This window comes from Cellulosimicrobium sp. NPDC055967 (assembly GCF_042269845.1).
In the GTDB taxonomy this organism is placed as follows: Bacteria; Actinomycetota; Actinomycetes; order Actinomycetales; family Cellulomonadaceae; genus Cellulosimicrobium.
Genome location: NZ_JBHJYJ010000002.1, coordinates 188,332 through 213,705, shown reverse-complemented (window position 1 = coordinate 213,705; position 25,374 = coordinate 188,332). Strand labels below are relative to the sequence as shown.

Genomic DNA, 25,374 nt, shown 5'->3' with positions numbered 1-25,374 from the left:
CGGGGCGTGATGTCGCCTCCCTCCGCCGCTCCGAGCGTCGTCCGGCGCACGAGGGAGCGCGTGGAGGCGCTCGTCGAGTGGTGGAAGGACAGCCGTCCCGGGCGCGCGACCTACCGCTACCTGTACGCGCGTGGTGCCCTGCTGTGCGGCGGCATCGCCTACTCGGCCCTGTTCTCCCTCTTCGCCGCGCTGACCATCGGCTACACCGTCTTCATGCAGGTCCTCGGCGGGAGCCAGGAGCTCATGGACGCCGTGTTCGGCGAGATCAACGAGCTCGTCCCCGGCCTCATCGCGGTCGACGGGAAGAAAGGCGTGATCGACCCCGAGGACCTCCTCCTCCCGCCCGGCCTCAGCGTCACGAGCATCGTCGCCGGCGTCGTGCTCCTCTTCTCCGTCGTCTCCTTCATGTACCACCTGCGCGGCGCCGTCCGGACGATGTTCGGCGTCAGCGACATCGGGCAGAGCCCCGTCCTCGCGCGGGCGCGCGCCCTCCTCGGCTTCTTCCTCCTGGCGCTGAGCATGCTCGTCTCCGCCGTCGCGAGCATCGCCGTCTCCTCGATCGGCTACCAGGTCCTGGAGGCGCTCGGGCTCTCCGGAGGGCCCGCGATCCTCGTCACCGGCGCCGGGCTCGTGGTGAGCGTCCTGCTCGACGCCCTCGTCGTCGTCGTGGTGGTCACGCTGCTGGCCGGCGTCCACGTGCGCCGCCGCGACCTCCTCGTCGGGTCGCTCACCGCCGCCGTCGCGTTCGGCGTCCTCCGCTACCTCGGGTCGTCCTTCGTCGCCGGGAGCGCCAGCAGGAACGCGCTCCTCGCGTCGTTCGCCGTCCTCGTCACGCTCCTCGTCCTCGTCAACTTCACCGCGCGCATCCTCCTCGCGGTGTGCGCCTGGATGGCGGACCCGCCCCGCCTCCCCGACCCGGAGCCCGACGGTCCTCGGCACGCCCGCGAGGGACGCCCCGAGCTCCCCGTCGTCGACGGCACCCCCACGACCGACGCCCGGCACGCGCGCGTCGCCCGCCACGCCGCGTCCGAGGGCGCTGCGGGCTCCGTCGTCGTGGCCGCGTCGACGGAGGAGCGCCTCCGCGCCGGGCAAGGGTCCGGCAGGCCCTGGAGCCCGATCGTCCGCGGCGTGCGCCGCGCACGCCTCCCGCGCGGCGCGTAGCGGTCGGTGTCGGGTCCGCGGTGGCGGGGCTGTTCCTGGCCGAGATGCGAGAAGTGGACCCTGCGGGCCTCGTTCTCGGGGCCATTTCTCGCTTCTCGTCGCCCGGCGCGCGGCTCATCGACCGGATCACGGACGTGACCCTGCAGGCAGCGCAGCCCGGCCACGGCTCGACCACGCGGACAGCGAAGCGCTGTACGGACGACGCAGGGCGCCGACCGTGGTGGTCGGCGCCCTGCGTGCGGGACGTGCTCGGGATCAGAAGGCGCGCGTGATCATCGCGCGCTTGACCTCCTGGATCGCCTTCGTGACCTCGATGCCGCGGGGGCAGGCCTCGGTGCAGTTGAAGGTCGTGCGGCAGCGCCACACGCCCTCCTTGTCGTTGAGGATCTCGAGGCGCTGGGTGGCGCCCTCGTCGCGGCTGTCGAAGATGAAGCGGTGGGCGTTGACGATCGCGGCGGGGCCGAAGTACTGACCGTCGGTCCAGAACACCGGGCACGACGACGTGCAGGCCGCGCACAGGATGCACTTGGTGGTGTCGTCGAAGCGCTCGCGCTGCTCGGCGGACTGGAGGCGCTCCTTGCTGGGCTCGTTCCCGGACGTGATGAGGAACGGCATGATCTCGCGGTAGGACGCGAAGAACGGCTCCATGTCCACGACGAGGTCCTTGACCACGGGCAGGCCCTTGATGGGCTCGACCGTGATGGGCTTGTCGGGGTTGACGTCCTTGAGCAGCGTCTTGCACGCGAGACGGTTGCGGCCGTTGATGCGCATCGCGTCGGACCCGCACACGCCGTGCGCGCACGAGCGGCGGAACGTGAGCGAGCCGTCGTGCTCCCACTTGATCTTGTGCAGGGCGTCGAGCACGCGGTCGGTGCCGTGCGCGAGGACGGTGAACTCGTCCCAGTACGCGTCCTCGCCGTGCTCCGACTCGGGGGAGTAGCGGCGGATGCGGAGCGTGACCTCGAACGAGGGGATCTCGCCGGCCTTGGGCTCGGCGGCCGGGCTCTCGAGTGTGGCAGTCATCAGTACTTCCGCTCCATGGGCTCGTACCGGGTCTGGGTGACGGGCTTGGAGCCCAGGGCGACCTTGTAGCCGTCGAAGGCCTCGACGTGGTCGAAGTAGCCGGCGACGTGCCCGTCGGCGACGTCGCTGGCCGAGGTGGGACGGCGGTACGCCATCGTGTGCAGCATGTAGTTGGCGTCGTCGCGGTCGGGGTAGTCCTCGCGGTAGTGGCCGCCGCGCGACTCCTTGCGGTTGATCGCCGCGACGACGGTGACCTCGGCGATGTCGAGGAGGAACCCGAGCTCGATGGCCTCGAGCAGGTCGGTGTTGAACAGCCGGCCCTTGTCCTGGACCGAGACGTTCTTGTACCGCTTCTGCAGGTCGCGGATGTCCGCGAGGGCCTGGTTGAGCGACTCGCCGGTGCGGAACACCTGGGCGTTGGCGTCCATGGTCTCCTGGAGCGCCTTGCGCACGTCGGCGACGCGCTCGCCGTCGGGCCGGTTGCGCATCTCCTCGAGCTGCGCGATCACGGCTGCGGCGGGGTTCTCCGGGAGCTCGGTGTACGACGCCGTCGCGGCGTACGCGGCGGCGGTGCGGCCCGCGCGCTTGCCGAAGACGTTGATGTCGAGCAGCGAGTTGGTGCCGAGGCGGTTGGAGCCGTGGACGCTCACGCACGCGACCTCGCCGGCGGCGTAGAGGCCCTTGACGACGTTGTGGCTGTCGCGCAGGACCTCGGCCTCGACGTTGGTCGGGATGCCGCCCATCGCGTAGTGCGCCGTCGGGTACACGGGCACGGGCTCGGTGTACGGTTCGATGCCGAGGTAGGTCCGGGCGAACTCGGTGATGTCGGGGAGCTTCGCGTCGATGTGCGCGGGCTCGAGGTGCGTGAGGTCGAGCAGGACGTAGTCCTTGTTCGGCCCTGCTCCGCGGCCCTCGCGGACCTCGTTCGCCATCGAGCGGGCGACGATGTCGCGCGGCGCGAGGTCCTTGATCGTCGGCGCGTAGCGCTCCATGAAGCGCTCGCCGTCGGAGTTGCGGAGAATGCCGCCCTCGCCGCGCGCCGCCTCCGACAGGAGGATGCCGAGACCGGCGAGGCCCGTCGGGTGGAACTGGAAGAACTCCATGTCCTCCAGCGGCAGGCCACGACGGTACGCCAGGGCCATGCCGTCGCCCGTGAGCGTGTGCGCGTTGGACGTCGTCTTGAAGATCTTGCCCGCGCCGCCGGTGGCGAAGATGATCGCCTTCGCCTGGAACACGTGGATCTCGCCGGTCGCCAGGTCGTAGGCGACGACGCCGGTCGCGGTGACCGTCTCGCCGTCGGGGATCTCGCCCGTGGACAGGTCGTGGTCCGTGATGAGGTCGAGCACGTAGAACTCGTTGAAGAACTCGACGTCCTGCTTGACGCACTGCTGGTAGAGCGTCTGGAGGATCATGTGCCCGGTGCGGTCCGCGGCGTAGCAGGAGCGGCGCACCGCGGCCTCGCCGTGGTTGCGGGTGTGCCCGCCGAACCGGCGCTGGTCGATGCGTCCCTCGGGCGTGCGGTTGAACGGCAGGCCCATCCGTTCGAGGTCGAGGACCGCGTCGATGGCCTCCTTGGCCATGATCTCCGCGGCGTCCTGGTCGACGAGGTAGTCGCCGCCCTTGACCGTGTCGAACGTGTGCCACTCCCAGTTGTCCTCCTCCACGTTCGCGAGGGCGGCGCACATGCCGCCCTGCGCGGCGCCCGTGTGCGAGCGCGTGGGGTAGAGCTTGGAGATGACGGCCGTGCGGACCTTGCCGGACGACTCCAGCGCCGCGCGCATCCCGGCGCCGCCTGCGCCGACGATGACGACGTCGTACTGATGGGTTTGCATCGGGGTCGATGCCTCCTGGGAGAGAGCCGGGTGGAGCGTGAAGACGGGGGCGTGCGGTGGTACGGGCTCAGGCCGTGCAGAACGACGCGAGCAGCTCGGCCGGCGCGTTCGCGGGGCACGGGTCGAACGTGAAGATCACGAGCGTGCCGAGGACCGTGACGATCGTGAAGGCGAGGTACAGCGCGAGCTTGAGGACGAGGCGAGTGCCGTCACGCTCGGCGTAGTCGTTGATGATCGTGCGCACGCCGTTGGTGCCGTGGAACATGGCGAGCCACAGCATGAGCAGGTCCCAGATCTGCCAGAACGGGGAGGCCCACTTGCCGGCGACGAAGCCGAAGTCGATCGCATGCACGCCCTCGCCGACCATGAGGTTGACGAAGAGGTGCCCGAAGATGAGGACGATCAGCACGACGCCGGAGGCGCGCATGAAGATCCAGCTGTACAGCTCGTAGTTGCTGCGCGTGGCCTTGCGACGCTTGTACGGGTCTCGCGGGCTCGCGACCTCGACCGTGGGTGCGGTAGCCATCAGTGCCCCCCTCCGAAGACGTTCATGAGGTGACGCGGCAGGAAGCCGGCCATCGTCACGACGAAGAGGCCGACGACGATCCAGAGCATGGTGCGCTGGTACCGCGGGCCCTTGGCCCAGAAGTCGACGAGGATGATGCGGATGCCGTTGAAGGCGTGGAAGACGATGGCCGCGACCAGTCCCGCCTCGCCCAGGCCCATGACCGGTGTCTGGTACGTCCCGATGACGGCGTTGTAGGCCTCGGGCGAGACCCGGACGAGCGCCGTGTCGAGGACGTGGACGAGCAGGAAGAAGAAGATGAGCACGCCGGTCACGCGATGCGCGACCCACGACCACATGCCTTCACGGCCGCGGTAGAGCGTGCCAGCTGGTGCACTGGGCACTTTGGGGGCCTCCTGTGGCGAGATCAGGGGGAGATGTCACGTTGCGGTACCGGCCCGGAACTCCCTCAGTCCGAACCGCGGGACCGTCGTCGGCATCGGTCTCTGGGCTTCCACCATAGTGACATCGGCGTCATGATGCGGACCGTCGAAGGCGGCGGAACGCCCCTGCGCGGGGGGTTTGTGACTGATCCCACAGCCCGCGGGGGAACTGTGCGGCTCACTATGCTGCCCTCATGGCCTCTTCGCCGCACCCCTCGTCCGCCGGGCCGATCCCCGGCTTCCACGCTGTCGTCCCGGCGGGAGGCGCGGGCACGCGACTGTGGCCGCTCTCGCGCGCCGGCTCGCCCAAGTTCCTCCTCGACCTCACCGGCTCGGGCCGCTCGCTCCTGCAGGCGACGGTGGACCGGCTCGTCCCGCTCGCGGGCGAGCGGGGCGTCGTGCTCGTGACGGGGGACCGGCACGTCGCCGCGGCGCGCACCCAGCTCCCCGGGCTCCCGGTCGAGAACGTCCTGGCCGAGCCGTCGCCCCGCGACTCGATGGCGGCGATCGGGCTCGCCGCGGCCGTCCTCGAGCAGCGCCACGGGGACGTCGTCGTCGGGTCGTTCGCCGCGGACCAGGTCATCACGGGCCGGGAGGCGTTCGAGTCGTCGGTCCGAGAGGCGGTGGAGGCGGCCCGCGCGGGCTACGTCGTGACGATCGGCATCGCCGCGTCGCGGCCGTCGACGGCGTTCGGCTACGTCCACAGCGGCGCGCCGCTCGGCGTCGCGGGGGCGCCGAGCGCGCAGCACGTGCGCGGCTTCACGGAGAAGCCGGACGCCGCGACCGCCCAGCGCTACCTCGCGTCCGGCGAGTACCGCTGGAACGCCGGCATCTTCATCGTGCGCTCGTCCGTCCTCCTCGGGCACCTCGCGGACCAGCGCCCCGAGCTGCACGACGGCCTGCGCGCGGTCGCCGCCGTGTGGGACGGCCCGGACCGCGACCGCGTGCTCGCCGAGCGCTGGCCCGCCCTCGAGCGGATCGCGATCGACCACGCCGTCGCCGAGCCGGTCGCCGCCGTGGGCGGCGTGGCGGTGGTCCCCGGCACGTTCGGCTGGGACGACGTGGGCGACTTCAACTCGCTCGCCGCGCTGCTGCCCTCGGTCGACGGGTCGGGCTCGAAGGTCCTCGGCGACACGGGTCGCGTCGTGCGCCGGGAGAGCGCCGGGTCGGTGGTCGTGCCGGCGAGCGACCGGGTCGTCACGGTGCTGGGGCTCGACGACGTCGTCGTCGTGGACACCCCGGACGCCCTGCTCGTCACGACGCGGGCCCGCGCCCAGCAGGTGAAGTCGATGGTCGACACGGTGCGCGAGCTCGGGATGGACGAGCTCCTGTGACGGCCGACGTGACCCTCGCCGCCCGGATCGGTGCCTCCGTCGCGCGCCACGTGGACGAGGTCGTCGCGGTCCGGCGCGACATCCACGCCCACCCGGAGGTCTCGCGGGCCGAGACCCGGACGACGGCGCTGCTCGCCGACCGGCTGCGCGCCGCAGGGCTCGAGCCGCGGCTCCTGCCGGGCACGGGCCTGGTGTGCGACGTCGGCCCCGAGCCCGGGGACGTGACGCCCGGGTCCTCGGCCACGACGTCGTCCGACGACGCTGCGTCGGCCGTCCCGGGCCGGGTCGCGCTGCGCGCCGACATCGACGCGCTGCCGCTGCAGGACAGGTGCGACCTCCCGTGGGCCTCGACGGTCCCGGGCGTGGCGCACGCGTGCGGGCACGATCTGCACACCGCCGCGGTGCTCGGTGCCGGACTGGTCCTCGCGGACCTGCACGCGCAGGGGGAGCTGAGGCGCGGGGTGCGGCTCGTGTTCCAGCCGGCCGAGGAGGTCCAGCCGGGCGGGTCGCTCGACGTCCTCGCCGCGGGGGCGATGGACGGCGTGGACGAGATCTACGCCGTGCACGTCGACCCGAAGGTCGACGTGGGGCGCATCGGGACCCGCATCGGACCGATCACGTCGGCGTCCGACGAGGTCTCGGTGACCATCGCGTCCCCGGGTGGGCACACGTCCCGGCCGCACCTCACGGGGGACGTGGTGTACGCGCTGGGCCAGGTCATCACGCAGGTCCCCGCGGTGCTGGGCCGGCGGCTCGACCCGCGCTCGGGCGTGAACCTCACGTGGGGAGCGGTGCACGCGGGGTCCGCGCACAACGCGATCCCGAGCACGGGGACCGTGCGGGGCACCCTGCGCTGCCTCGACGTGCGCGCGTGGGAGTTCGCGGGCCAGGTGCTGCACGACGCGGTCGAGCAGGTCGTCGCGCCGTACGAGGTCGAGGTGACCGTGCACCACACGCGCGGCGTGCCGCCGGTGGAGAACGACGAGCGCTGCACGGGACTGCTCGAGGCGGCCGCGCGCGACGTCCTCGGCCCGGACTCCGTGCTCCTCACCGAGCAGTCCCTCGGGGGAGAGGACTTCGCCTGGTACCTGACGAAGGTCCCCGGCGCGATGGCGCGGCTCGGCACGCGGACGCCCGGCGGGCGCAGCTACGACATCCACCAGGGCGACCTGCAGGTCGACGAGCGCGCGGTGGACGCGGGGATGCGTCTCCTGGCCCGTGTCGCCGCCGGTCAGGGCGGGTGAATCGGTCCCGAACGGTGGACAGGGGTGTGTCACGCCTCAGACGCAAAGTGACGCTTGCATAACGAAGCAGCGGCGTTACCGACAAGTAACGTGCAAGACCCGTCGGGCTGATTAGTGTTCGGTCCTATAGAGGCCGACGGACCGGTCCTCCCGTGCAACGACGCTCGGGAGGGCCCAGGGGTCCTTCCCTGCGCGGCCCTGCTACGAGAACGACAGGAGCTATCAGGTGAAGAGAGCGACTCAGGTCACCGCGCTCGCGGCCGTCGCCGCGCTCGCGCTGGCCGCGTGCGGCGCCGCACCCGAGGACGACGAGACCACCGGCGGCGGCGAGAACACCGCGGGCGGCAACTCCGACTTCTCGGCGTGCATGGTGTCCGACGCCGGCGGGTTCGACGACCAGTCCTTCAACCAGGCCGGTTTCGAGGGCCTGGAGCAGGCGAAGTCCGAGCTGGGGATCACGGCCACCGAGGTCGAGTCCTCGGCGGACACGGACTACGCGCCGAACATCGACAACCTCGTCCAGCAGGGCTGCAACCTCGTCATCGGCGTCGGGTTCCTCCTCGAGGACCCGATCCAGGCGGCGGCCGAGGCCAACCCCGACACGAACTTCGCGCTCATCGACTCGTCGTTCTCCGACGCGGACTTCAACCCGGTCGAGATCGACAACGCCAAGCCGATCCTCTTCAACACGGCCGAGGCCGCGTTCCTCGCGGGCTACCTCGCGGCGGGCATGACCGAGACGGGCACCGTCGCCACGTTCGGCGGCATCCAGATCCCGTCGGTCGCCATCTTCATGGACGGCTTCGTCGACGGCGTCGCGAAGTACAACGAGGACAACGGCACCGAGGTCAAGACCCTCGGCTGGGACAAGGAGGCCCAGACGGGCTCCTTCACCGGTGACTTCGACAACCAGGCGAACGGCCAGAACCTCGCGCAGGGCTTCATCGACCAGGGCGCGGACATCATCATGCCCGTCGCCGGCCCGGTGGGTCTCGGTGCGGCAGCCGCCGCGCAGAGCGGCGGCGCGAAGATCATCTGGGTCGACTCGGACGGCTTCCTCACGACGGAGTACGGCGACATCATCATCACCTCGGTGATGAAGCAGATCGGTCCGGCGGTCTTCGACACCGTGAGCGAGTCGGTCGACGGCAACTTCACCAACGAGCCCTACGTGGGCACGCTCGAGAACGAGGGCGTCGGCCTCGCGCCGTTCCACGACTTCGAGGACAAGGTGCCGGCCGAGCTGCAGGACATGCTCGCCCAGTACCAGGAGCAGATCATCGCCGGGGACCTGGTCGTGGAGTCGACCAACACCCCGTGACGACCTTCTGAGACCGTCGGTCCCGCGGCCCCTGCGGCTGCCGGGACCGGCGGGACGGTGGCCCGGGCGAGCCCGCCCGGGCCACCGTCGTCATGAGGCGACGCACGAGGCGACGGCGCGACGGAAGTACGGTTCGATGGAGTTCCCTGTTCTCAGAGAGGCCGCCCGGTGAAGCTGGAGCTGCGCGGGATCACGAAGGTGTTCGGGTCCCTGGTCGCGAACGACCACATCGACCTGGTGATCGAGCCAGGCGAGATCCACGCCCTGCTGGGCGAGAACGGTGCCGGCAAGAGCACGCTCATGAACGTGCTGTACGGCCTGTACGACCCGGACGACGGCGAGATCCTCGTCGACGACCGGCCGGTCGCTTTCACGGGCCCCGGCGACGCCATGGCAGCGGGGATCGGGATGGTGCACCAGCACTTCATGCTCGTCCCGGTGTTCTCGGTGGCGGAGAACGTCGCGCTCGGGCACGAGCCCGTGAAGGGGGCCGGTCTCATCGACGCCCGGCGCGCACGCCGGCTCGTCCAGGAGATCTCCGACCGCTTCGGGTTCGAGGTCGACCCGGACGCCATGGTCGAGGACATCCCGGTCGGCGTGCAGCAGCGCGTCGAGATCATCAAGGCGCTCTCGCGCGACGCGCGCGTGCTCATCCTCGACGAGCCGACCGCGGTCCTGACCCCGCAGGAGACCGACGAGCTCATCGCGATCATGCGCCAGCTCAAGGCCGCGGGGACGTCGATCGTCTTCATCACGCACAAGCTGCGCGAGGTGCGCGCCGTGGCGGACCGCATCACGGTCATCCGCCGCGGGAAGGTCGTGGGGACCGCGGACCCGAGCGCGAGCGAGACCGAGCTCGCCTCCCTCATGGTCGGCCGGTCCGTCTCGCTCGGCGTGGAGAAGGCGCCCGCCGAGCCGGGCGACGCGACGTTACGGGTCACCGACCTCACGGTCATGGACGACCTCGACACCGCGGTCGTGGACCGCGTGAGCCTCGACGTCGCGCGCGGCGAGATCCTCGTCCTCGCGGGCGTCCAGGGCAACGGGCAGACCGAGCTCACCGAGACGATCGTGGGCCTGCGCAGGCCCGTCGCCGGCTCCATCACGCTCGACGGCAAGGAGCTCGTCGGCCGCGGGGTGTCGGACGTCCTCGCCGCCGGTGTCGGGTACGTCCCGGAGGACCGGAGCACGGACGGCATCGTCGGGACGTTCTCCGTCGAGGAGAACCTCGTCCTCGACCTCTTCGACCGTCCCCCCTACTCGCGCGGCGGCGCGCTCAACCGGGCCGCGATCCGCGACAACGCCGAGCAGCGGGTGGTCGAGTTCGACGTCCGTACCCAGACGGTCGAGGTGCCCGCCGGGAACCTCTCCGGCGGCAACCAGCAGAAGGTCGTCCTCGCGCGCGAGATGTCGCGCCCGCTGCGCCTGCTCATCGCGTCGCAGCCGACGCGCGGGCTCGACGTCGGGTCGATCGAGTTCGTCCACAAGCGCGTCGTCGAGGAGCGCGACAACGGCACCCCGGTGATCATCGTCTCGACCGAGCTCGACGAGGTGCTCGCCCTCGCGGACCGGATCGCCGTGATGTACCGCGGTCGCATCGTCGGCGTCGTCCCGGGCGACACGGACCGCGACGTGCTGGGGCTCATGATGGCGGGGGTCCCGCTCGACGAGGCCGTCGCGCAGGCGGCCGAGCACCGCACCACCCTCGGCGAGGCCGACATCGAGGCGGGAGACGCGCCGTCGAGCGCCGGGGTCGACGTCGACCTGGCCGACGCCGACGCCCGCGAGGAGGAGATCCAGTGACCCAGCAGGCCATGCCCGACGACGCGGCGGCCGTCCCGCCGACGCCCGCGCCGCCGAGCGACACCACGAAGGCCCGGCCGCCGGCCGGAGCGAGCATCCTGCGCGAGATGCTCGAGAGCAGCTGGCTCGTCTCGCTGCTCGCGATCGTCGCGGCCCTCGTCCTCGGCGGCGTGCTCATCGCGGCGGCCGACCCGGAGGTGCAGGAGGCCGCGACCTACTTCTTCGCGCGGCCCGCGGACTTCTTCGAGGCCGTCTGGAACGCCGTGTTCGGCGCCTACAGCGCGCTCTTCCAGGGCGCCGTCATCAACTTCCAGGCACCCGACCTCCAGCGGGCCCTCCGCCCGCTGACCGAGACCATGACGGTCTCGACACCGCTCATCCTCGCGGGCCTCGGCCTCGGCATCGGGTTCCGCGCGGGCCTGTTCAACATCGGTGCGCAGGGCCAGATCATCCTGGGCGGCATCTTCGCCGGGTTCATCGGTTTCACGTTCTCCCTGCCCCCCGGCCTGCACCTGCTGCTCGCGGTCCTCGGTGCCGCGCTCGGCGGGGCGATCTGGGCGAGCATCGCGGGTGTGCTCAAGGCCCGGACGGGCGCGCACGAGGTGATCGTCACGATCATGCTCAACAACATCGCGGTCTACCTCGTGGCGTACCTGCTCACGACGCCCGCGTTCCAGCGCCCGGGCAGCAGCAACCCGATCAGCCCGCCCATCCCGAGCTCGGCCACGTTCCCGCTGCTGCTCGGCGAGGGCTTCCGCCTGCACCTCGGCTTCCTGCTCGCCCTGCTCGCGGCCGTGGGCGTGTGGTGGCTCATGGAGCGCTCGACGCTCGGCTTCCGCTTCCGCGCGGTCGGCGAGAACCCGCACGCGGCGCGTACCGCGGGTATCTCCGTGGCGTGGGTGACCGTCTGGGTCATGGCCATCGCCGGTGCGCTCGCCGGCCTCGGCGGCGCCGCGCAGGTGCTCGGCACCGAGAAGGTCCTCACGGCGGGCATCGCCGCGAGCTTCGGGTTCGACGCGATCACCGTGGCGCTCCTCGGCCGCTCCCGGCCGCTCGGCACCGTCCTCGCCGGTCTGCTCTTCGGCGCGCTCCGCGCAGGCGGCTTCGCGATGCAGGCGCGCACCGGGACGCCGATCGACATCGTGCTCGTCGTGCAGTCCCTCATCGTGCTCTTCATCGCCGCCCCGCCGCTCGTGCGGGCGATCTTCCGGCTCCCGACCCCGGGTGGCCCGACGCGCGCCGAGCGTCACGCCGCGAGACGGCGGGCCGAGGCGGCCACGACCACCACGACGACGCAGGAGGCCGGAGCATGAGCACCGCGACCACCACCCCGGCGCCGGCCTCCGCGCCCCAGCGCGCGGCCAAGCCGCTCCCGCCCATCAGCTGGAAGGCCCCCGTCGCGTACGCGGTCATCGGGCTGCTGTCACTGGTCTTCTTCGCCCTGCTCCCCGCCGGGGGGCAGCAGACGACGTTCCGCCTCTCGACCGCGAGCGACTTCTTCCAGATCGAGCCGATCACGGTCAGCTCGACGGGAGCGGCGCTGTTCCTGTCGATCCTCGCGCTCCTGCTCGCGGGGCTGTCCTTCTGGGCGGCGCGCGACCGGCGCAAGGTGGGCGTCTGGCTCCCCATCGTGTTCGGCGTCGCCGTGGTCTTCGCCTTCCTGAGCTGGGCGGGGGCGGGCAAGGCCGCGATCCCGCTCACGGGGCTGCTGCAGGGCTCGCTCTTCCTGGCGGTCCCGCTCGTGTTCGGCGCGCTCTCGGGCGTGCTGTGCGAGCGCGTCGGCATCATCAACATCGCCATCGAGGGCCAGCTCCTCGCCGGGGCGTTCCTCGCGGCGGTCGTCGCGTCGCTGACGTCGTCCGCGTACGCCGGCCTCATCGCGGCCCCGATCGCGGGTGCCCTCGTGGGCGTGCTGCTCGTGATCTTCTCGGTGAAGTACTGGGTGAACCAGATCATCGTCGGCGTCGTGCTCAACGTGCTCGTCGTGGGCGTGACGAGCTACCTGTACTCCACGGTGCTCACCGAGGACCCGGGCACGTGGAACACGCGGACCCCGCTACCCGTGATCGAGATCCCGGTGCTCTCGCAGATCCCCGTCGTGGGACCGGTGCTCTTCCGCCAGACGCTGCTCGTCTACATCATGTACGTCGTCGTGATCCTGCTCCAGGTCTTCCTCTTCCGGAGCCGGTGGGGCCTGCGCCTGCGCGCGGTCGGCGAGCACCCCAAGGCCGCCGACACCGTGGGCATCAAGGTCAACGCGACCCGCGTGCGCAACACGATCCTCGGCGGCGCGGTCGCCGGCCTCGGCGGCGCGTTCTTCACCGTCGCCGCGGGGCTCGCCTTCGGCAAGGAGATGACGGGCGGCAAGGGCTTCATCGCCCTGGCGGCCATGATCCTCGGGCGGTGGAACCCGGTCGGCGCGCTCGTCGCGGCGCTCCTGTTCGGGTTCTCCGACAACCTGCAGACCGTGCTCGGGATCGTCGGGACGCCGATCCCGAGCCAGATCATGCTCATGACGCCGTACGTCGTGACGATCTTCGCCGTCGCCGGCCTCGTCGGGCGCGTGCGCCCGCCGGCCGCCGAGGGCATCCCCTACGTGAAGTGAGGCCGCGGTGCCGATGACAGACCTGCCGAACGCGCACGACGGCGAGCCCCGCTCGGGCGGGGCCGCCGTCGGGCCGGACGTCGACTGGGACGCGCTGCGCGACGCCGCGCGCGAGATCATGACCCGCGCGTACGCGCCCTACTCGGGATTCCCGGTGGGCGCCGCCGCGCTCGTGGACGACGGCCGCGTCGTCGTCGGGTGCAACGTCGAGAACGCCGCGTACGGCGTGACGCTGTGCGCGGAGTGCTCTCTCGTCAGCTCGCTCGTCGGGACGGGCGGGGGCCGTCTCGTGGCGTTCGCGTGCGTGGACCGGCACGGCGCGACCCTCATGCCGTGCGGTCGCTGCCGACAGCTCCTGTGGGAGCACGGGGGCCCCGACCTGCTGGTCGACACCGTGCGTGGTATCAAGACGATGAGGGACGTGCTGCCCGACGCCTTCGGGCCCGAGGATCTGGAGGAGCGCTCGTGACCAGCGACGACGTGACCCCGCAGGGTGGCGGGACGCAGGACCAGGACGCGACGGCGGAGGCCCCCGTCGGGGCCGACGGCACAGACGCGGGCACAGGCACGGGCGCGGACGACGCGGGGTCGGCGCCCGAGCCCTTCGACGCGGTCGACGTGATCCGCACCAAGCGCGACGGCGCGCGGCTCGACCCCGCGCAGATCGACTGGGTGATCGACGCCTACACGCGCGGCGTCGTCGCCGAGGAGCAGATGGCCGCCCTCGCGATGGCGATCTACCTCAACGGCATGGACCGGACCGAGATCGGCCGCTGGACGCAGGCGATGATCGCCTCGGGCGAGCGGATGGACTTCTCGGGGCTCTCGCGCCCGACGGCGGACAAGCACTCGACAGGGGGCGTGGGCGACAAGATCACGCTGCCGCTCGCGCCGCTCGTCGCGGTGTACGGCGTCGCGGTGCCGCAGCTCTCCGGCCGCGGCCTGGGGCACACGGGCGGCACGCTCGACAAGCTCGAGGCCATACCGGGATGGCGCGCCGCGCTGTCCAACGAGCAGATGATGAACGCGCTCGAGCACGTGGGCGCCGTGATCTGCCAGGCGGGCTCGGGGCTCGCGCCCGCCGACCGGCTGCTCTACGCGCTGCGCGACGTCACGGGGACGGTCGAGTCGATCCCGCTCATCGCGAGCTCGATCATGAGCAAGAAGATCGCGGAGGGCACGGGCGCGCTCGTGCTCGACGTCAAGGTGGGATCCGGCGCGTTCATGAAGGAGCTCGACGCGGCGCGCGAGCTCGCGCGGACGATGGTCGACCTCGGCACCGACGCCGGCGTGCGCACCGTCGCGCTGCTCACCGACATGTCGACGCCGCTCGGGCTCACCGCGGGCAACGCGCTCGAGGTGCGCGAGTCCGTCGAGGTCATGAAGGGCGCAGGGCCGCAGGACGTCGTCGACCTCACGGTCGCGCTCGCCCTCGAGATGCTGGCCGGGGCGGGCCGCCCGCAGGACGAGGACGACGTGCGGCACGCGCTCGTGGGCGGCCGTGCGCTCGACAAGTGGCGCGAGATGATCGCGGAGCAGGGCGGCGACTCGCGGGCCCCGCTGCCGGTCGCGCGCGAGCGCGAGCACGTCGTCGCCGACCGCGACGGCGTCCTCGAACGCCTCGACGCGTACGCCGTCGGGGTCGCCGCGTGGCGGCTCGGGGCGGGGCGCGCGCGCAAGGAGGACCCGGTGCAGGCGGGTGCGGGCGTCGAGCTGTTCGCCAAGCCGGGCGACACCGTGCGCAAGGGCCAGCACCTCATGACGTTGCACACCGACACGCCGGAGCGCTTCGAGCGGGCCGTGCAGGCGCTCGAGGGGGCGTGGGCGGTCGCGGCACCGGGCACCGTCGTCGAGCGTGGTCCCGTGGTCCTGGACCGCGTCGACTGAGCGTGGCACCCGACGAGCCGGGCGCGGGCGAGCCGGCGGACACGCGTCGACCGCGCTCCGTGTACGGGGTCGGGTCCGAGCCCGACGCGCGGTTCAGCCTCGCCAACGAGCGCACCGCGCTCGCGTGGGTCCGCACGGGCCTCGGGCTGGTCGCGGGCGGCGTCGCGCTGACGTCCTTCGCGACGTTCGCCGACATGCCGGGCGTGCTCGACGTCGTCGCCGGCGTCGCGTGCCTCGTGGGCGCCGGGTTCGCGGGCTACGCGCTCGTCTCCTGGCGCCGCAACGAGCGCGCGCTGCGCCTGCGACGGCGGCTGCCCGCCCCGAGCGGGCTGCCCGTGCTCGTGGCGGGGGTCGTGGTCCTCGCGCTGCTGCTCGCGGGCTACGCCGTGGGCTCGGCGGGCGGGCCGTGAGCACGCCGCCGGGAGAGGTGCCCTCGCCGCCGGTCCGGGACGAGGGCATGCAGCCGGAGCGCACGGCGCTCGCGTGGCAGCGGACGGTGCTCGGCGTCGTCGTGGGCGCGCTCCTGCTGGCGGGCGCGGGGCTCCGCTCCGGGTCGACCGTCACGGTGTGCGCGGCGGTCGCCGTGGGGGTGCTGGCGCTCGTCCCCGCCGTCCTGCGGCCCCCGACCGGCGGGCTGCCCGGCCACGGGCGGCTGTACTCGTGGTCCTTCCTGGTGCGCGTCGCGAGCCTCGTCGTCGTGCTGGCCGTCGTGGGCGCCGTCTGGGCGCTCGGCCGCGCGCTGGGAGCGGCATGACCGTCCGGGGTGCGCTCGGCGCGCTGCGGGTCACGGACCTCGCGCGGCTCGTGCCCGCGCGCGCGGTGCCGCAGCCACCGCCCGGCGGCGTCTACCGGCCCGACGGCGGGACGGACCGTGCCCTCGCCCTCGCCCGGCGCGCGGGCCACCCCGCGGACCGGGTGCGCGCGCTCGCCGGCACGCTCGCCGCGCTCGACCCGAGGACCCGGCGCGCCGTCGTCGACCCGTTGGGCCGCGCGGCCCACGGGTGGGGTGGCCCGCGCGAACGCGGGGTCCGGCTGCTCGAGCTCGGCGGGGAGCCGGCACGCCAGACCGACGCGACCACGTGCGGCTCGGCCGTGCTCGGGCTGCTCGCCGCGGCCGGCGACCCGGTGCTCGCGCTGTGGCTCGCCACAGGCCTGCGCGCGGGGGACGACGCCGGGACGGGCGGCCGGCCCCGGTCGGGAGGGGCGGCGCGGTTCGGAGAGCTGCAGCGGGTGCTGAAGCGCCGGACCAACCGTGCCGCTCTGGGCCCCCTGCCGTGGCCCGCGTCCCTCGGGACGCCGCCGTGGGGCGCCGCGCGGGCCGCGCGCCACGCGGACGTGCGGTACGTCGAGCGCGTCGTCGCCGGAGACCGGGACGACGACCCGGTGGTCCGGGCCGCCCTCGCCGCGGCGGCACACGGCGTGCCCGTTCCGCTCTTCACCGGCGGTGACCTCGCCCTCGGCGTCGCGACCGCCGTGCCGCGCCACGTCGTGCTGCTCACCGACGCCGACGTCGGCACTGACGCCGACGCCGACGACGGCGCCAGTGCCGGCACCGCCGCGCGGGCGCGGCGCTGCCGGGTCTACGAGCCGTCGTCGGGCACCGTGCACGACCTGGACGTGGCGCACCTGCTCGACGGCGCCCGGTCGCCCGGGGCGAGGAGCGCGCTCGGGGGGTGGCCGCACGTCTGCTGGGCGCTCCTGCCCGCCGTCGGCCGGGCTGGCGAGGCCCCGCACCCGGCGGGAGGATGAAGAGAGCCGCCACGGCCGTGGCGCGCCGAGTCGTCAGGTGAGGAGTCGCGATGAGCACCGTGCCCGGGAACGACGCGTGGCGGGACGCCGGCCTGGTCGAGCAGGACGAGGAGGTCGTGAGCCTGGTCGAGGAGTCGGAGGACGACGGCCCGGGCGTCGACGACGCCGAGCACGAGAGCGACGAGTACCGCCCGCGCACCGCTCGCCCCGACCTCGAGGGCGAGGCGAACGAGGCCGACGTCGTCGAGCAGGCGTCCGCCGTGCCGGGCGAGGAGGACGACTACGCCTGACCGGTCCCGGTCGCGCGGTCGTTCGGCGCGAGCGTCGACGTACCGGCCGGTACCGTGAGCGCATGACCACCGAGAACGCACCCCTGACGGTCGACGTCATCCGCTCGCTGCCCAAGGTCGTGCTGCACGACCACCTCGACGGAGGGCTGCGCCCCGCCACGATCCTGGAGCTCGCCGCCGACGTCGGGCACCAGCTTCCCGCGGGCGACGCCGAGTCCCTCGGCGCCTGGTTCGCCGAGTCGGCCGACTCCGGCTCCCTCGTGCGCTATCTCGAGACGTTCGACCACACGATCGCCGTGATGCAGACGCGTGACGCGCTCGCGCGCGTGGCGCGCGAGGCGGTCCTCGACCTCGCACGGGACGGCGTCGTGTACGCCGAGCAGCGGTGGGCGCCCGAGCAGCACCTCCAGCGCGGGCTCACCCTCCAGGAGACGGTGGACGCCGTGCAGTCCGGCATCGAGCAGGGCGTCGCGGAGGCCGAGGCCGAGGGCCGGACCATCCGCGTCGGGCAGCTCGTCACCGCGATGCGGCACGCCGACCGGTGGCAGGAGATCGCCGAGCTCGCCGTCGCGAACCGTGCGAACGGCGTCGTCGGGTTCGACATCGCGGGCGCCGAGGACGGGTTCCCGCCCTCGCGCCACGCGGAGATCTGGCGCTACCTCGCCGACGAGAACTTCCCCGTCACCATCCACGCGGGCGAGGCCGCCGGTCCGGCGTCGATCGCGGAGGCCGTGCACCTGGGCCAGGCGAGCCGCATCGGTCACGGCGTGCGCATCGTCGAGGACATCACGTTCGACCCGGAGCACCCGCACAGCGCGGAGGGTGAGTCCGGGACGGCCGCGCTCGGCCTCCTCGCGCACTGGGTGCGCGACCACCAGATCCCGCTCGAGCTGTGCCCGTCGTCGAACGTGCAGACCGGCGCGGCGACGTCGGTCGCGGCCCACCCGATCACGCGCCTCAAGGAGCTCGACTTCGCCGTCACGCTCAACACCGACAACCGCCTCATGTCGCGCACGACGATGACCCAGGAGATGGCGCTCCTCGTCGAGCACGCCGGGTGGACGATCGACGACCTCGCCGACGTGACGATGACCGCCGCGTGGAGCGCGTTCGTCCACCACGACGAGCGGCGCGCGCTCGTCGACGACGTGATCCTGCCGGGCTACCAGGAGGTCCAGGGCGCCCAGCTCTGACCCTTCCCGGGGCCGAGAGCGACGTTGGTGCGGTGATCGACGCGATCACGGCACCAACGTCGTTCTCGGCGGGGGGTCAGGCGCCCTTGGGGTGCCAGACCGTCTTGGTCTCGGTGAACGCGAGGATGCGCTGGGGGCGCGGGGCCTCGGTCCAGTCGGGCTCGGCGTCGTCGCCGCGGCGGCCGACGGCGGGGCGCAGGACGCGCTTGACGGAGTCGGCCGCGGCGGCCTCGAGCTCGCCCCACGTGACGCCCTCGGCGCCGACGGCGCCGGCGAGGTCGATCGCGTTGACGTCGAGGTGCGACGCGAGCGGGGGAGCGAGCTCCCTGGTGAAGCCGGTGAGGACGTTGACCACGCCGCCCGGGACGTCCGAGGTCGCGAGCACCTCGGACAGCGTGACGGCCGGGATCGGGCGCTGCTCGCTCGCGACGACGATCACCGCGTTGCCCGTGACGAGCGGCGGGACGATCGTCGAGACGAGGCCGAGCAGCGACGAGCGCTGCGGGGCGACGACGACGACCACGCCGGTCGGCTCGGGGGCGGACAGGTTGAAGTACGGGCCGGCGACCGGGTTGGCGGAGCCGGCGACCTGCGCGACCTTGTCCGTCCAGCCCGCGTACCAGACCCAGCGGTCGATGGCCTCGGAGACGGCGACCTCGGCCTGACGCGCCGTGAGGCCCTCGCCCGCGACGACCTCGGCGACGAACTGCTCGCGGCGCCCCTCCAGCATCTCCGCGACGCGGTAGAGCACCTGGCCGCGGTTGTACGCCGTCGCGCCCGCCCACTTCGCCTGCGCCGCGCGGGCGGCGACGACGGCCTCGCGCGCGTCCTTGCGGGAGCCCTGCGCGACGTTCGCGAGGAACCGCCCCTTGGCGTCCGTCACCTCGTACGTGCGGCCCGACTCGCTGCGGGGGAACTTCCCGCCGACGTAGAGCTTGTACGTCTTGCGCACGCCCAGGCGCTCGGGTGCGGGAGCGGTGCGGGCTGAGCCGGTCGGCGCCTTGCTCGTGCGGGCCATCAGTAGGTGCTCCCCTCGATCAGGTAGGGCGCCAGGCCGTGCCGGCCGCCCTCACGTCCGTAGCCCGACTCCTTGTAGCCGCCGAACGGGCTCGTCGGGTCGAACCGGTTGAAGGTGTTGGACCACACGACGCCCGCGCGGAGCTGGTCGGCCATCCAGAGGATGCGCGACCCCTTCTCGGTCCAGATCCCTGCCGAGAGGCCGTACGGGGTGTTGTTCGCCTTGGCGACCGCCTCGGCGGGGGTGCGGAACGTCAGGACGCTCAGCACCGGGCCGAAGATCTCCTCGCGCGCGATGCGGTGCGCGGCGGAGACGCCCGTGAACAGGGTCGGGGCGAACCAGTACCCCGACGACGGCAGCTCGCAGTCCGGGCTCCAGCGCGTCGCGCCCTCGGCCGTGCCCGCGTCGGTGAGCTCGGTGATGCGCGCGAGCTGCTGCGGCGAGTTGATCGCGCCGACGTCGGTGTTCTTGTCCATCGGGTCGCCGACGCGCAGCGTGCCGAGTCGGGCCTTGAGCCGGTCCACGAGCTCCTCGGCGATCGACTCCTGCACGAGCAGGCGCGACCCGGCGCAGCACACCTGGCCCTGGTTGAAGAAGATGCCGTTGACGATGCCCTCGATCGCCTGGTCGATCGGCGCGTCGTCGAACACGATGTTCGCGGCCTTGCCGCCGAGCTCGAGCGTCGCGTGCTTGCGCGTGCCCGCGATCTCCTGGGCGATGCGCTTGCCGACCGGGGTCGAGCCCGTGAACGCGATCTTGTCGACGTCCGGGTGGTTGACCAGTGCCGAGCCGGTGGCGCGCGCGCCGGTGACGATGTTGACGACGCCGGCCGGCAGCTCGGCCTGGCGCAGCAGGTCCGCGAACAGGAGCGCGGTGAGCGGCGTGGTCTCGGCGGGCTTGAGCACGACCGTGTTGCCCGTCGCGAGCGCGGGGGCGATCTTCCACGCGAGCATGAGCAGCGGGAAGTTCCACGGGATCACCTGCGCGGCGACGCCGTGCGGGCGCGGGTCGGGGCCGTAGCCCGCGTGCTCGAGCTTGTCGGCCCAGCCCGCGTAGTAGAAGAAGTGCGCGGCCGCCGTCGGGACGTCGACGTCGCGCGACTCGCGGATCGGCTTGCCGTTGTCGAGCGTCTCGAGGACCGCGAACTCGCGCGAGCGCTCGGCGAGCAGGCGCGCGATGCGGAACAGGTACTTGGCGCGCTCGCGGCCCGGCATGGGGCCCCACACCTTCTCCTGCGCGCGGCGCGCCGCGCGGACGGCGCGGTCGACGTCCTCCTCGGTCGCCTCGGCGACCTCGGCGAGGACCTCCTCCGTGGCGGGGTTGACGGTCTTGAACGAGCCCGAGTCCGACGCGGGCGTGAACTCGCCGTCGATGAACAGGCCGTACGACGACGCGATGTCGACGACGGCGCGCGACTCGGGGGCCGGCGCGTACTCGAACGGCGAGCCGGCCGTGCTTGCTGTGGTGGTCATGGTGTCCTTCAGTCCGGCTCAGTCGACGGTCACGTAGTCGGGGCCCCAGTAGGCACCCGTGGCGAGCTTGTTGCGCTGCATGAGCACGTCGTTGAGCAGCGACGAGGCCCCGAACCGGAACCAGTCCGGGTCGAGCCAGTCGCCGCCCGCGGTCTCGTTGACCGCGACGAGGTACTTGATGGCGTCCTTCGACGTGCGGATGCCGCCCGCGGGCTTGACCCCGACCGGGACGCCTGTGAGCGCCCGGAAGTCGCGCACGGCCTCGAGCATGACGATCGTCACCGGGAGCGTCGCCGCGGGGGAGATCTTGCCGGTGCTCGTCTTGATGAAGTCGGCCCCCGCGAGCATCGCGAGCCACGACGCGCGGCGCACGTTGTCGTACGTGGCGAGCTCGCCGGTCTCGAGGATGACCTTGAGGTGCGCGTGGTGCCCGTTCGCCCGGCACTCCTCGCGCACGGCGACGATGTCCTCGTAGACCTGGGAGTAGCGCCCCGAGAGGAACGCGCCGCGGTCGATGACCATGTCGATCTCGTCCGCGCCCGCCTCGACGGCGTCGCGCGTGTCCGCGAGGCGCACCGCGCGGCTCGCGCGGCCCGACGGGAACGCGGTCGAGACGGCGGCGACCTTGACGCCCGTCCCGGCGAGCGCCTCGACCGCGACGGGGACGAGGTCGTTGTACACGCACACGGCGGCGGCGGACGGGCACGTCGGGTCGGCCGGCTCGGGGCGCACGGCCTTCGCGGCGAGCGCGCGCACCTTGCCGGGCGTGTCCGCACCCTCGAGCGTCGTGAGGTCGACCATGCGGATGATCGTGTCGAGCGCCCAGGCCTTGGACGTCGTCTTGATCGAGCGGGTGCCGAGGGCGGCCGCGCGGCCGTCGGCGCCCACCTTGTCGACGCCCGGCAGCCCGTGCAGGTAGCGGCGCCAGGCGGTGTCGTCGAGGAGGGCGGAACCCGTCACGGAGCGCGCGAGATCGGCGATCTCGGCAGCGGACCGGTCGGCCGAACCCGGGGTCGCCGGCGCCGTTCCGGTGCCCGCCCGGCCGGTCTCGGCGACCGACGTCGGTGTCGTTGTGCTCATCGCACCAGGTTACCCGTCGGTACGCCTCGTGGTGGGTCCGGCAGGTTCGTCGCGGTCGGTCGCCGTGGGGCGGGTTTCGGCCTGTGGACGACGGCGCTTGCGGTGTCGCGGGCGCCGCTAGGTTGGTCCGCAGGGGGCTCGGCGCGAGGCCGAGCGACGAGGAGCAGGGGGTGCTCGTGTCGGTGCCGTGGTCGATGGATCCCGCAGGCGTGCGTCATGTCGCGTCGACGGTGGAAGGCCTGCCCGGGCTGGTCATGGCGCCGGGCTGGCGGGCGGCCGGGTCGGGGGAGCGGGTGGTCGACGCCACCGAGTCCGTGCGGCAGTGGCTGGTCGCGGAGCTCGCGCTGCTGCGGGCTGATTGTGAGGACGCTGGGGCGGTGGCGCGGTTCGCCGGGTCCGAGGGTGAGCGTGCGGACGGTGCGGCGGTGTCCGGGTTCGCGGCGCGTCGGGTCTGAGGGTGGCGTCGGTGTGGTCGTGGGTGCCGGGGGATCCGGGTGAGGGTGACGTGTCGGGGCTGCGGTCGATGGTGGCCGGGCTGGCTGCGGCGGGTACGGGCGCGGTGGGGGTGCAGGCGGGCGCGTTCGACGTGTCGGGGGTGATGGAGCGGTTCTGGTCGGGGGAGTCGTTCCGGGCGTGGTTGGACGGGCCGTTGTGGTCGGTGTCGGTGCGGGCGTCCGGCGTCGTGGAGGGGTGTGAGGCGGCGCGGGTCGCGGTGTCGCGGTACGTCGGGGTGCTGGAGGAGATCGGGCCGCAGTACGTGGGGTACCGCGACCGGTTGAGGGTCTTGTCCGCGCGGGCGGCCGGGTACGGGCTGGCGTGCCACCGGGACGGTGCGGGGCACGTGCGGTGCACGGTGGTCGGTCTGGCGGGTCCTGGGACGGTGACGGCGCGCGAGGTCGAGGAGCTGGAGTCGGACGCGACGTGGGCGGTGTGCCGGATCGACGAGCTCGTTGCGGAGCGTGAGGCTGCGGACCGCAGGTTGGTCGACGAGCTGGCGGCGGCGGTGCCGGCGGGTTGGGCGGAGCGTCGGGCGGCGTACGCGGCGATCGGGGTGCTGGGGTCGGACGACCTGGGGGCGGGGGCCGTGGGTGCGGGTCTGGCCGCGTACCTGGGCGGTGAGGCGTGGGCGGACGGCCGGTTGGACGCGGCAGAGGTCGAGCACGTCCTGACGGTGCTGGGGGCGCACGGTGGTGACGAGGCTCTGCTGAAGGCGTGGGTGCGTGAGCTCGGGCCGGGGCTGTCGATGCGGGTGCTGGAGGCTGCCGGGACGGGTGTCGCGGACCGGACGCTGGACCCGGTCCAGGGCGCCGCGGTGGCCGGGTGGTTGCGGCTGGGTGTGTCGGTGGCGTCGCGGGACTGGACGACGCTCCGGTCGGGCGAGTTCGCGCAGGGTCTGGTCGAGGCGGCGCGCGTGGGCGGGGACTGGTCGGTGCTCGGGTACCTGTTCGACGACCCGGTGAGCACGCCGATGGGTCGGGGCCTGACGGTCGCGATGGCGGGGATGGTCGACGAGCTCGAACGGACGGGCCCGTGGGCCGGGGGACGGCTCGCCGACGCGGGGCTCGTCGCGGCGGGGGTGGAGCTGACCAAGGTCGCGCTCGGGGCGAGCGTGGACGCAGGCCGGGTGCGCGAGCCTGCGGGTGCCGTGCTGCAGACCCTGGGCCTGTACCCGCAGGACGCAGCGGACTGGCTCACCGACACCACGCCGGATCCTGTGCGCGACGGCTGGGACACCGGGCAGGCACGGGTGGACTACTGGTTCCAGCAGCGGGACTGGTCCCAGGGCGACGGGTTTGCCGGGGTCGCGGGCCTCTGGGCCGGTGCGCAGCACGTCCCGGGCGGGCCGAGCGACACCGACGTGGTCGACGAGCGGGCGTGGCAGCAGGTCGCGACCCTGAACACCTGGGTGTTCGACAGCCTCGCGGACAATCCGTCGCTGCGGCCGCAGCACGTGAGCGCGACGGCCGGGATCCTGCTCACCGAGGCGGTGGGCACGCAGCTCCCCTACCTCGTGGAGTACCCGCTCGACCGCTCGACCGCGGGCTTGCCCGCGGACTCAACCGGTACAGACTCTAAGCAGAAGCCCTTCATCTTTGGGTCTCTTCCCGGCGGGCCGAAGCAGCCGATCGGTGACGTGCAGGCAGGGGATCTGGGGAGGGTCGTGGCGATGGCGACGTTCCACCCGCAGGGCGCGGAGCGGTTCGAGCGGTACGTGGCCGCGTATCAGGGATGGGTCGTGGACCGGGCCGTCACGACCCCGGGCGTGGCGGGGTACGACGCGCTGGAGCGTGTGGTGCTGTGCCAGGCGTTGCTGGACGCCGGGCCGGCCGCATCGGGGCTGGTGGCGGCCGGGGACGAGGACGACGCACGGCGCAAGGCCGTCGCCGACGTCACCGCCGTCCTCGGTGCGATCCCGATCGGGGGTGGCCCGCTCAGGTCGTACCTGTACGGCAGCGGGCTCGGCACGATGGGTGACCAGATCGCACGGTCGTGGGCGGACGAGTACCAGGGCGCGGTCCAGGAGCTGCCCGCGACGCGTGAGGCCCGTGCTGAGGTGCTTCGCGCGGCGTTGTACGACCTCGGGGACCTGATGCGCGAGGCCGGGGCCTACCACCCTCGCGACTTCCCCGAGCAGGCCGACGACGTGGACGACCTGGTCGGCGACTGGGGCCAGACCTTCGATGCCGTCACCGGCCAGACCGTCCTGAGCAGCGAACGATGAGGACGAGGAGCACCCGCGTGAACCGACGCCCCCGAACGACCCCACGCCCCTGGACCGGTGCTGCGCTCGTCCTCACGCTCGCCGCGACCGGGGCGGGGTGTGCGAGCGAGCCGGAGCCGTTGGTGGTGCCGGAGGTGCGGTGGCCGCAGGGTGAGCCGTCGGGTGAGCTGGAGTCGGACCCGTGGGTGCAGGCGGTGCGGGAGTACGAGGCCCTGCTCGCGGCCGCGTGGAATGCGCATGACTGGTCGGACTCGGCCTTGCTTGAGGTGATGAGCGGCGGCATCGCGCACTTGACTGCGTCGGGGCAGCGGGATGCCTTCGATCAGGGCCGGTATTTCACGCTGGTGGGTCCGTTGCCGTTCGAGCCATTGTCGGTGGAGGAGACGGGGCCGGACAAGGCGGAGGTGGTGGTGTGTGCGTATGCGACGTGGAGCCTGGCTCCGGGTCAGGTGGCGCCGGCGTCGCCCGTCGCGTTCGAGCAGGGCTACTACCTGGAGCGGGACGAGTCGGGGCAGATTCGGGTGATGACGCCGTACGGGACCGAGACTGAGTGTGATGTCGACTCGATCTCGCCGGGCTTGTTCGATCCGGCGCCCGAGCCGCTGGACGGGTTGGACGGTGACGATGTGCGTGAGGCGGAGCCGAAGCGTCCATGAGTCCGTCGTCGCTGGTCGGTGTTCGCTCGATGGTTC

At 72.7% G+C, this 25,374-nt stretch carries 24 protein-coding genes; 17 read left to right on the top strand and 7 right to left on the bottom strand.

All coding sequences use genetic code 11. The features are described from left to right. Positions 1-9: 9 nt before the first annotated feature. Positions 10-1,161, top strand: coding sequence for a YihY/virulence factor BrkB family protein (locus ACFC2L_RS03740; RefSeq protein ID WP_375823170.1), 1,152 nt, complete (start codon positions 10-12; stop codon positions 1,159-1,161). Between the two features lie 255 nt (positions 1,162-1,416). Here ACFC2L_RS03740 and ACFC2L_RS03735 read toward each other — a convergent pair whose 3' ends face one another. From ACFC2L_RS03735 to sdhC, 4 genes are all read right to left on the bottom strand, one after another. Next, positions 1,417-2,184, bottom strand: coding sequence for a succinate dehydrogenase iron-sulfur subunit (locus ACFC2L_RS03735; protein ID WP_375822959.1), 768 nt, complete (start codon positions 2,182-2,184; stop codon positions 1,417-1,419). Further along, positions 2,184-4,016, bottom strand: a complete 1,833-nt coding sequence (sdhA, locus tag ACFC2L_RS03730; protein ID WP_375822958.1) for a succinate dehydrogenase flavoprotein subunit — start codon at positions 4,014-4,016, stop codon at positions 2,184-2,186. The genes ACFC2L_RS03735 and sdhA overlap by 1 nt, the downstream gene beginning before the upstream one ends. A 67-nt stretch (positions 4,017-4,083) precedes the next feature. Further along, positions 4,084-4,542: a succinate dehydrogenase hydrophobic membrane anchor subunit gene (locus ACFC2L_RS03725; protein ID WP_375822957.1), complete on the bottom strand. Its 459-nt coding sequence runs from the start codon at positions 4,540-4,542 to the stop codon at positions 4,084-4,086. Further along, on the bottom strand, positions 4,542-4,925 hold the full coding sequence (gene sdhC, locus ACFC2L_RS03720) for a succinate dehydrogenase, cytochrome b556 subunit (protein ID WP_375822956.1): 384 nt from the start codon (positions 4,923-4,925) through the stop codon (positions 4,542-4,544). Before sdhC ends, ACFC2L_RS03725 begins: the two co-directional genes overlap by 1 nt. A gap of 233 nt (positions 4,926-5,158) precedes the next feature. Between sdhC and ACFC2L_RS03715 the strand changes: the two genes are divergently transcribed. The 13 genes from ACFC2L_RS03715 (at position 5,159) to ACFC2L_RS03655 (ending at position 18,390) form a co-directional block, all read left to right on the top strand. Then, entirely contained in the window at positions 5,159-6,298 is a 1,140-nt protein-coding gene (locus ACFC2L_RS03715) for a mannose-1-phosphate guanylyltransferase (RefSeq protein ID WP_375822955.1), read from the top strand. Continuing rightward, positions 6,295-7,542, top strand: coding sequence for an amidohydrolase (locus ACFC2L_RS03710; protein WP_375822954.1), 1,248 nt, complete (start codon positions 6,295-6,297; stop codon positions 7,540-7,542). Before ACFC2L_RS03715 ends, ACFC2L_RS03710 begins: the two co-directional genes overlap by 4 nt. Before the next feature lie 226 nt (positions 7,543-7,768). Then, on the top strand, positions 7,769-8,863 hold the full coding sequence (locus ACFC2L_RS03705; RefSeq protein ID WP_047233505.1) for a BMP family protein: 1,095 nt from the start codon (positions 7,769-7,771) through the stop codon (positions 8,861-8,863). Positions 8,864-9,031: 168 nt separating this feature from the next. After that, a complete protein-coding gene (locus ACFC2L_RS03700; RefSeq protein WP_375822953.1) occupies positions 9,032-10,666 on the top strand; it encodes an ABC transporter ATP-binding protein in 1,635 nt (544 codons plus the stop codon). 11 nt (positions 10,667-10,677) lie between these two features. Next, positions 10,678-11,979: an ABC transporter permease gene (locus tag ACFC2L_RS03695; RefSeq protein ID WP_375823169.1), complete on the top strand. Its 1,302-nt coding sequence runs from the start codon at positions 10,678-10,680 to the stop codon at positions 11,977-11,979. Next, positions 11,976-13,271, top strand: a complete 1,296-nt coding sequence (locus ACFC2L_RS03690) for an ABC transporter permease (protein WP_375822952.1) — start codon at positions 11,976-11,978, stop codon at positions 13,269-13,271. Before ACFC2L_RS03695 ends, ACFC2L_RS03690 begins: the two co-directional genes overlap by 4 nt. Before the next feature lie 13 nt (positions 13,272-13,284). Next, a complete protein-coding gene (locus tag ACFC2L_RS03685; protein WP_375822951.1) occupies positions 13,285-13,740 on the top strand; it encodes a cytidine deaminase in 456 nt (151 codons plus the stop codon). 149 nt (positions 13,741-13,889) lie between these two features. Continuing rightward, positions 13,890-15,158, top strand: coding sequence for a thymidine phosphorylase (locus ACFC2L_RS03680; protein ID WP_375823168.1), 1,269 nt, complete (start codon positions 13,890-13,892; stop codon positions 15,156-15,158). Between the two features lie 2 nt (positions 15,159-15,160). Continuing rightward, positions 15,161-15,568, top strand: coding sequence for a YidH family protein (locus ACFC2L_RS03675; protein WP_375822950.1), 408 nt, complete (start codon positions 15,161-15,163; stop codon positions 15,566-15,568). Next, positions 15,565-15,912: a DUF202 domain-containing protein gene (locus ACFC2L_RS03670; RefSeq protein ID WP_375822949.1), complete on the top strand. Its 348-nt coding sequence runs from the start codon at positions 15,565-15,567 to the stop codon at positions 15,910-15,912. The genes ACFC2L_RS03675 and ACFC2L_RS03670 overlap by 4 nt, the downstream gene beginning before the upstream one ends. Further along, positions 15,909-16,907 (top strand): hypothetical protein, encoded by a 999-nt coding sequence (locus ACFC2L_RS03665; RefSeq protein WP_375822948.1) that lies wholly within the window; start codon positions 15,909-15,911, stop codon positions 16,905-16,907. Before ACFC2L_RS03670 ends, ACFC2L_RS03665 begins: the two co-directional genes overlap by 4 nt. A gap of 50 nt (positions 16,908-16,957) precedes the next feature. Then, positions 16,958-17,197, top strand: coding sequence for a hypothetical protein (locus ACFC2L_RS03660; protein ID WP_253051096.1), 240 nt, complete (start codon positions 16,958-16,960; stop codon positions 17,195-17,197). A gap of 62 nt (positions 17,198-17,259) precedes the next feature. Beyond that, positions 17,260-18,390, top strand: a complete 1,131-nt coding sequence (locus ACFC2L_RS03655; RefSeq protein ID WP_375822947.1) for an adenosine deaminase — start codon at positions 17,260-17,262, stop codon at positions 18,388-18,390. A 76-nt stretch (positions 18,391-18,466) separates the two neighbouring features. Here the strand turns inward: ACFC2L_RS03655 and ACFC2L_RS03650 are convergent, their stop codons facing one another. From ACFC2L_RS03650 to deoC, 3 genes are read right to left on the bottom strand one after another with little or no spacing between them, the layout of a single operon-like run. Next, a complete protein-coding gene (locus ACFC2L_RS03650; protein WP_375822946.1) occupies positions 18,467-19,408 on the bottom strand; it encodes an aldehyde dehydrogenase family protein in 942 nt (313 codons plus the stop codon). Continuing rightward, positions 19,408-20,880 carry an aldehyde dehydrogenase family protein gene (locus tag ACFC2L_RS03645; RefSeq protein WP_253051099.1) on the bottom strand — a complete coding sequence of 491 codons (1,473 nt, stop codon included), beginning with the start codon at positions 20,878-20,880 and terminating at the stop codon, positions 19,408-19,410. Before ACFC2L_RS03645 ends, ACFC2L_RS03650 begins: the two co-directional genes overlap by 1 nt. A gap of 18 nt (positions 20,881-20,898) precedes the next feature. Continuing rightward, a complete protein-coding gene (gene deoC, locus ACFC2L_RS03640; protein ID WP_375822945.1) occupies positions 20,899-21,960 on the bottom strand; it encodes a deoxyribose-phosphate aldolase in 1,062 nt (353 codons plus the stop codon). A gap of 170 nt (positions 21,961-22,130) precedes the next feature. Here deoC and ACFC2L_RS03635 point away from each other — a divergent pair, with 170 nt between their 5' ends. From ACFC2L_RS03635 to ACFC2L_RS03625, 3 genes are read left to right on the top strand one after another with little or no spacing between them, the layout of a single operon-like run. Next, complete coding sequence (locus ACFC2L_RS03635) at positions 22,131-22,415, top strand: hypothetical protein (protein ID WP_375822944.1); 285 nt, start codon at positions 22,131-22,133, stop codon at positions 22,413-22,415. Positions 22,416-22,465: 50 nt separating this feature from the next. Then, positions 22,466-24,682, top strand: coding sequence for a hypothetical protein (locus ACFC2L_RS03630; RefSeq protein ID WP_375822943.1), 2,217 nt, complete (start codon positions 22,466-22,468; stop codon positions 24,680-24,682). A gap of 17 nt (positions 24,683-24,699) precedes the next feature. Then, positions 24,700-25,338, top strand: a complete 639-nt coding sequence (locus tag ACFC2L_RS03625; RefSeq protein ID WP_375822942.1) for a hypothetical protein — start codon at positions 24,700-24,702, stop codon at positions 25,336-25,338. Positions 25,339-25,374 lie beyond the last annotated feature (36 nt).

Coding starts and splice junctions, on each gene's coding strand:
- ACFC2L_RS03740 (WP_375823170.1), top strand. CDS start 10: ATGTCGCCTCCCTCCGCCGCTCCGAGCGTCGTCCGGCGCACGAGGGAG.
- ACFC2L_RS03735 (WP_375822959.1), bottom strand. CDS start 2,184: ATGACTGCCACACTCGAGAGCCCGGCCGCCGAGCCCAAGGCCGGCGAG.
- sdhA (WP_375822958.1), bottom strand. CDS start 4,016: ATGCAAACCCATCAGTACGACGTCGTCATCGTCGGCGCAGGCGGCGCC.
- ACFC2L_RS03725 (WP_375822957.1), bottom strand. CDS start 4,542: ATGGCTACCGCACCCACGGTCGAGGTCGCGAGCCCGCGAGACCCGTAC.
- ACFC2L_RS03715 (WP_375822955.1), top strand. CDS start 5,159: ATGGCCTCTTCGCCGCACCCCTCGTCCGCCGGGCCGATCCCCGGCTTC.
- ACFC2L_RS03695 (WP_375823169.1), top strand. CDS start 10,678: ATGCCCGACGACGCGGCGGCCGTCCCGCCGACGCCCGCGCCGCCGAGC.
- ACFC2L_RS03690 (WP_375822952.1), top strand. CDS start 11,976: ATGAGCACCGCGACCACCACCCCGGCGCCGGCCTCCGCGCCCCAGCGC.
- ACFC2L_RS03685 (WP_375822951.1), top strand. CDS start 13,285: ATGACAGACCTGCCGAACGCGCACGACGGCGAGCCCCGCTCGGGCGGG.
- ACFC2L_RS03665 (WP_375822948.1), top strand. CDS start 15,909: ATGACCGTCCGGGGTGCGCTCGGCGCGCTGCGGGTCACGGACCTCGCG.
- ACFC2L_RS03660 (WP_253051096.1), top strand. CDS start 16,958: ATGAGCACCGTGCCCGGGAACGACGCGTGGCGGGACGCCGGCCTGGTC.
- ACFC2L_RS03655 (WP_375822947.1), top strand. CDS start 17,260: ATGACCACCGAGAACGCACCCCTGACGGTCGACGTCATCCGCTCGCTG.
- ACFC2L_RS03650 (WP_375822946.1), bottom strand. CDS start 19,408: ATGGCCCGCACGAGCAAGGCGCCGACCGGCTCAGCCCGCACCGCTCCC.
- ACFC2L_RS03645 (WP_253051099.1), bottom strand. CDS start 20,880: ATGACCACCACAGCAAGCACGGCCGGCTCGCCGTTCGAGTACGCGCCG.
- deoC (WP_375822945.1), bottom strand. CDS start 21,960: ATGAGCACAACGACACCGACGTCGGTCGCCGAGACCGGCCGGGCGGGC.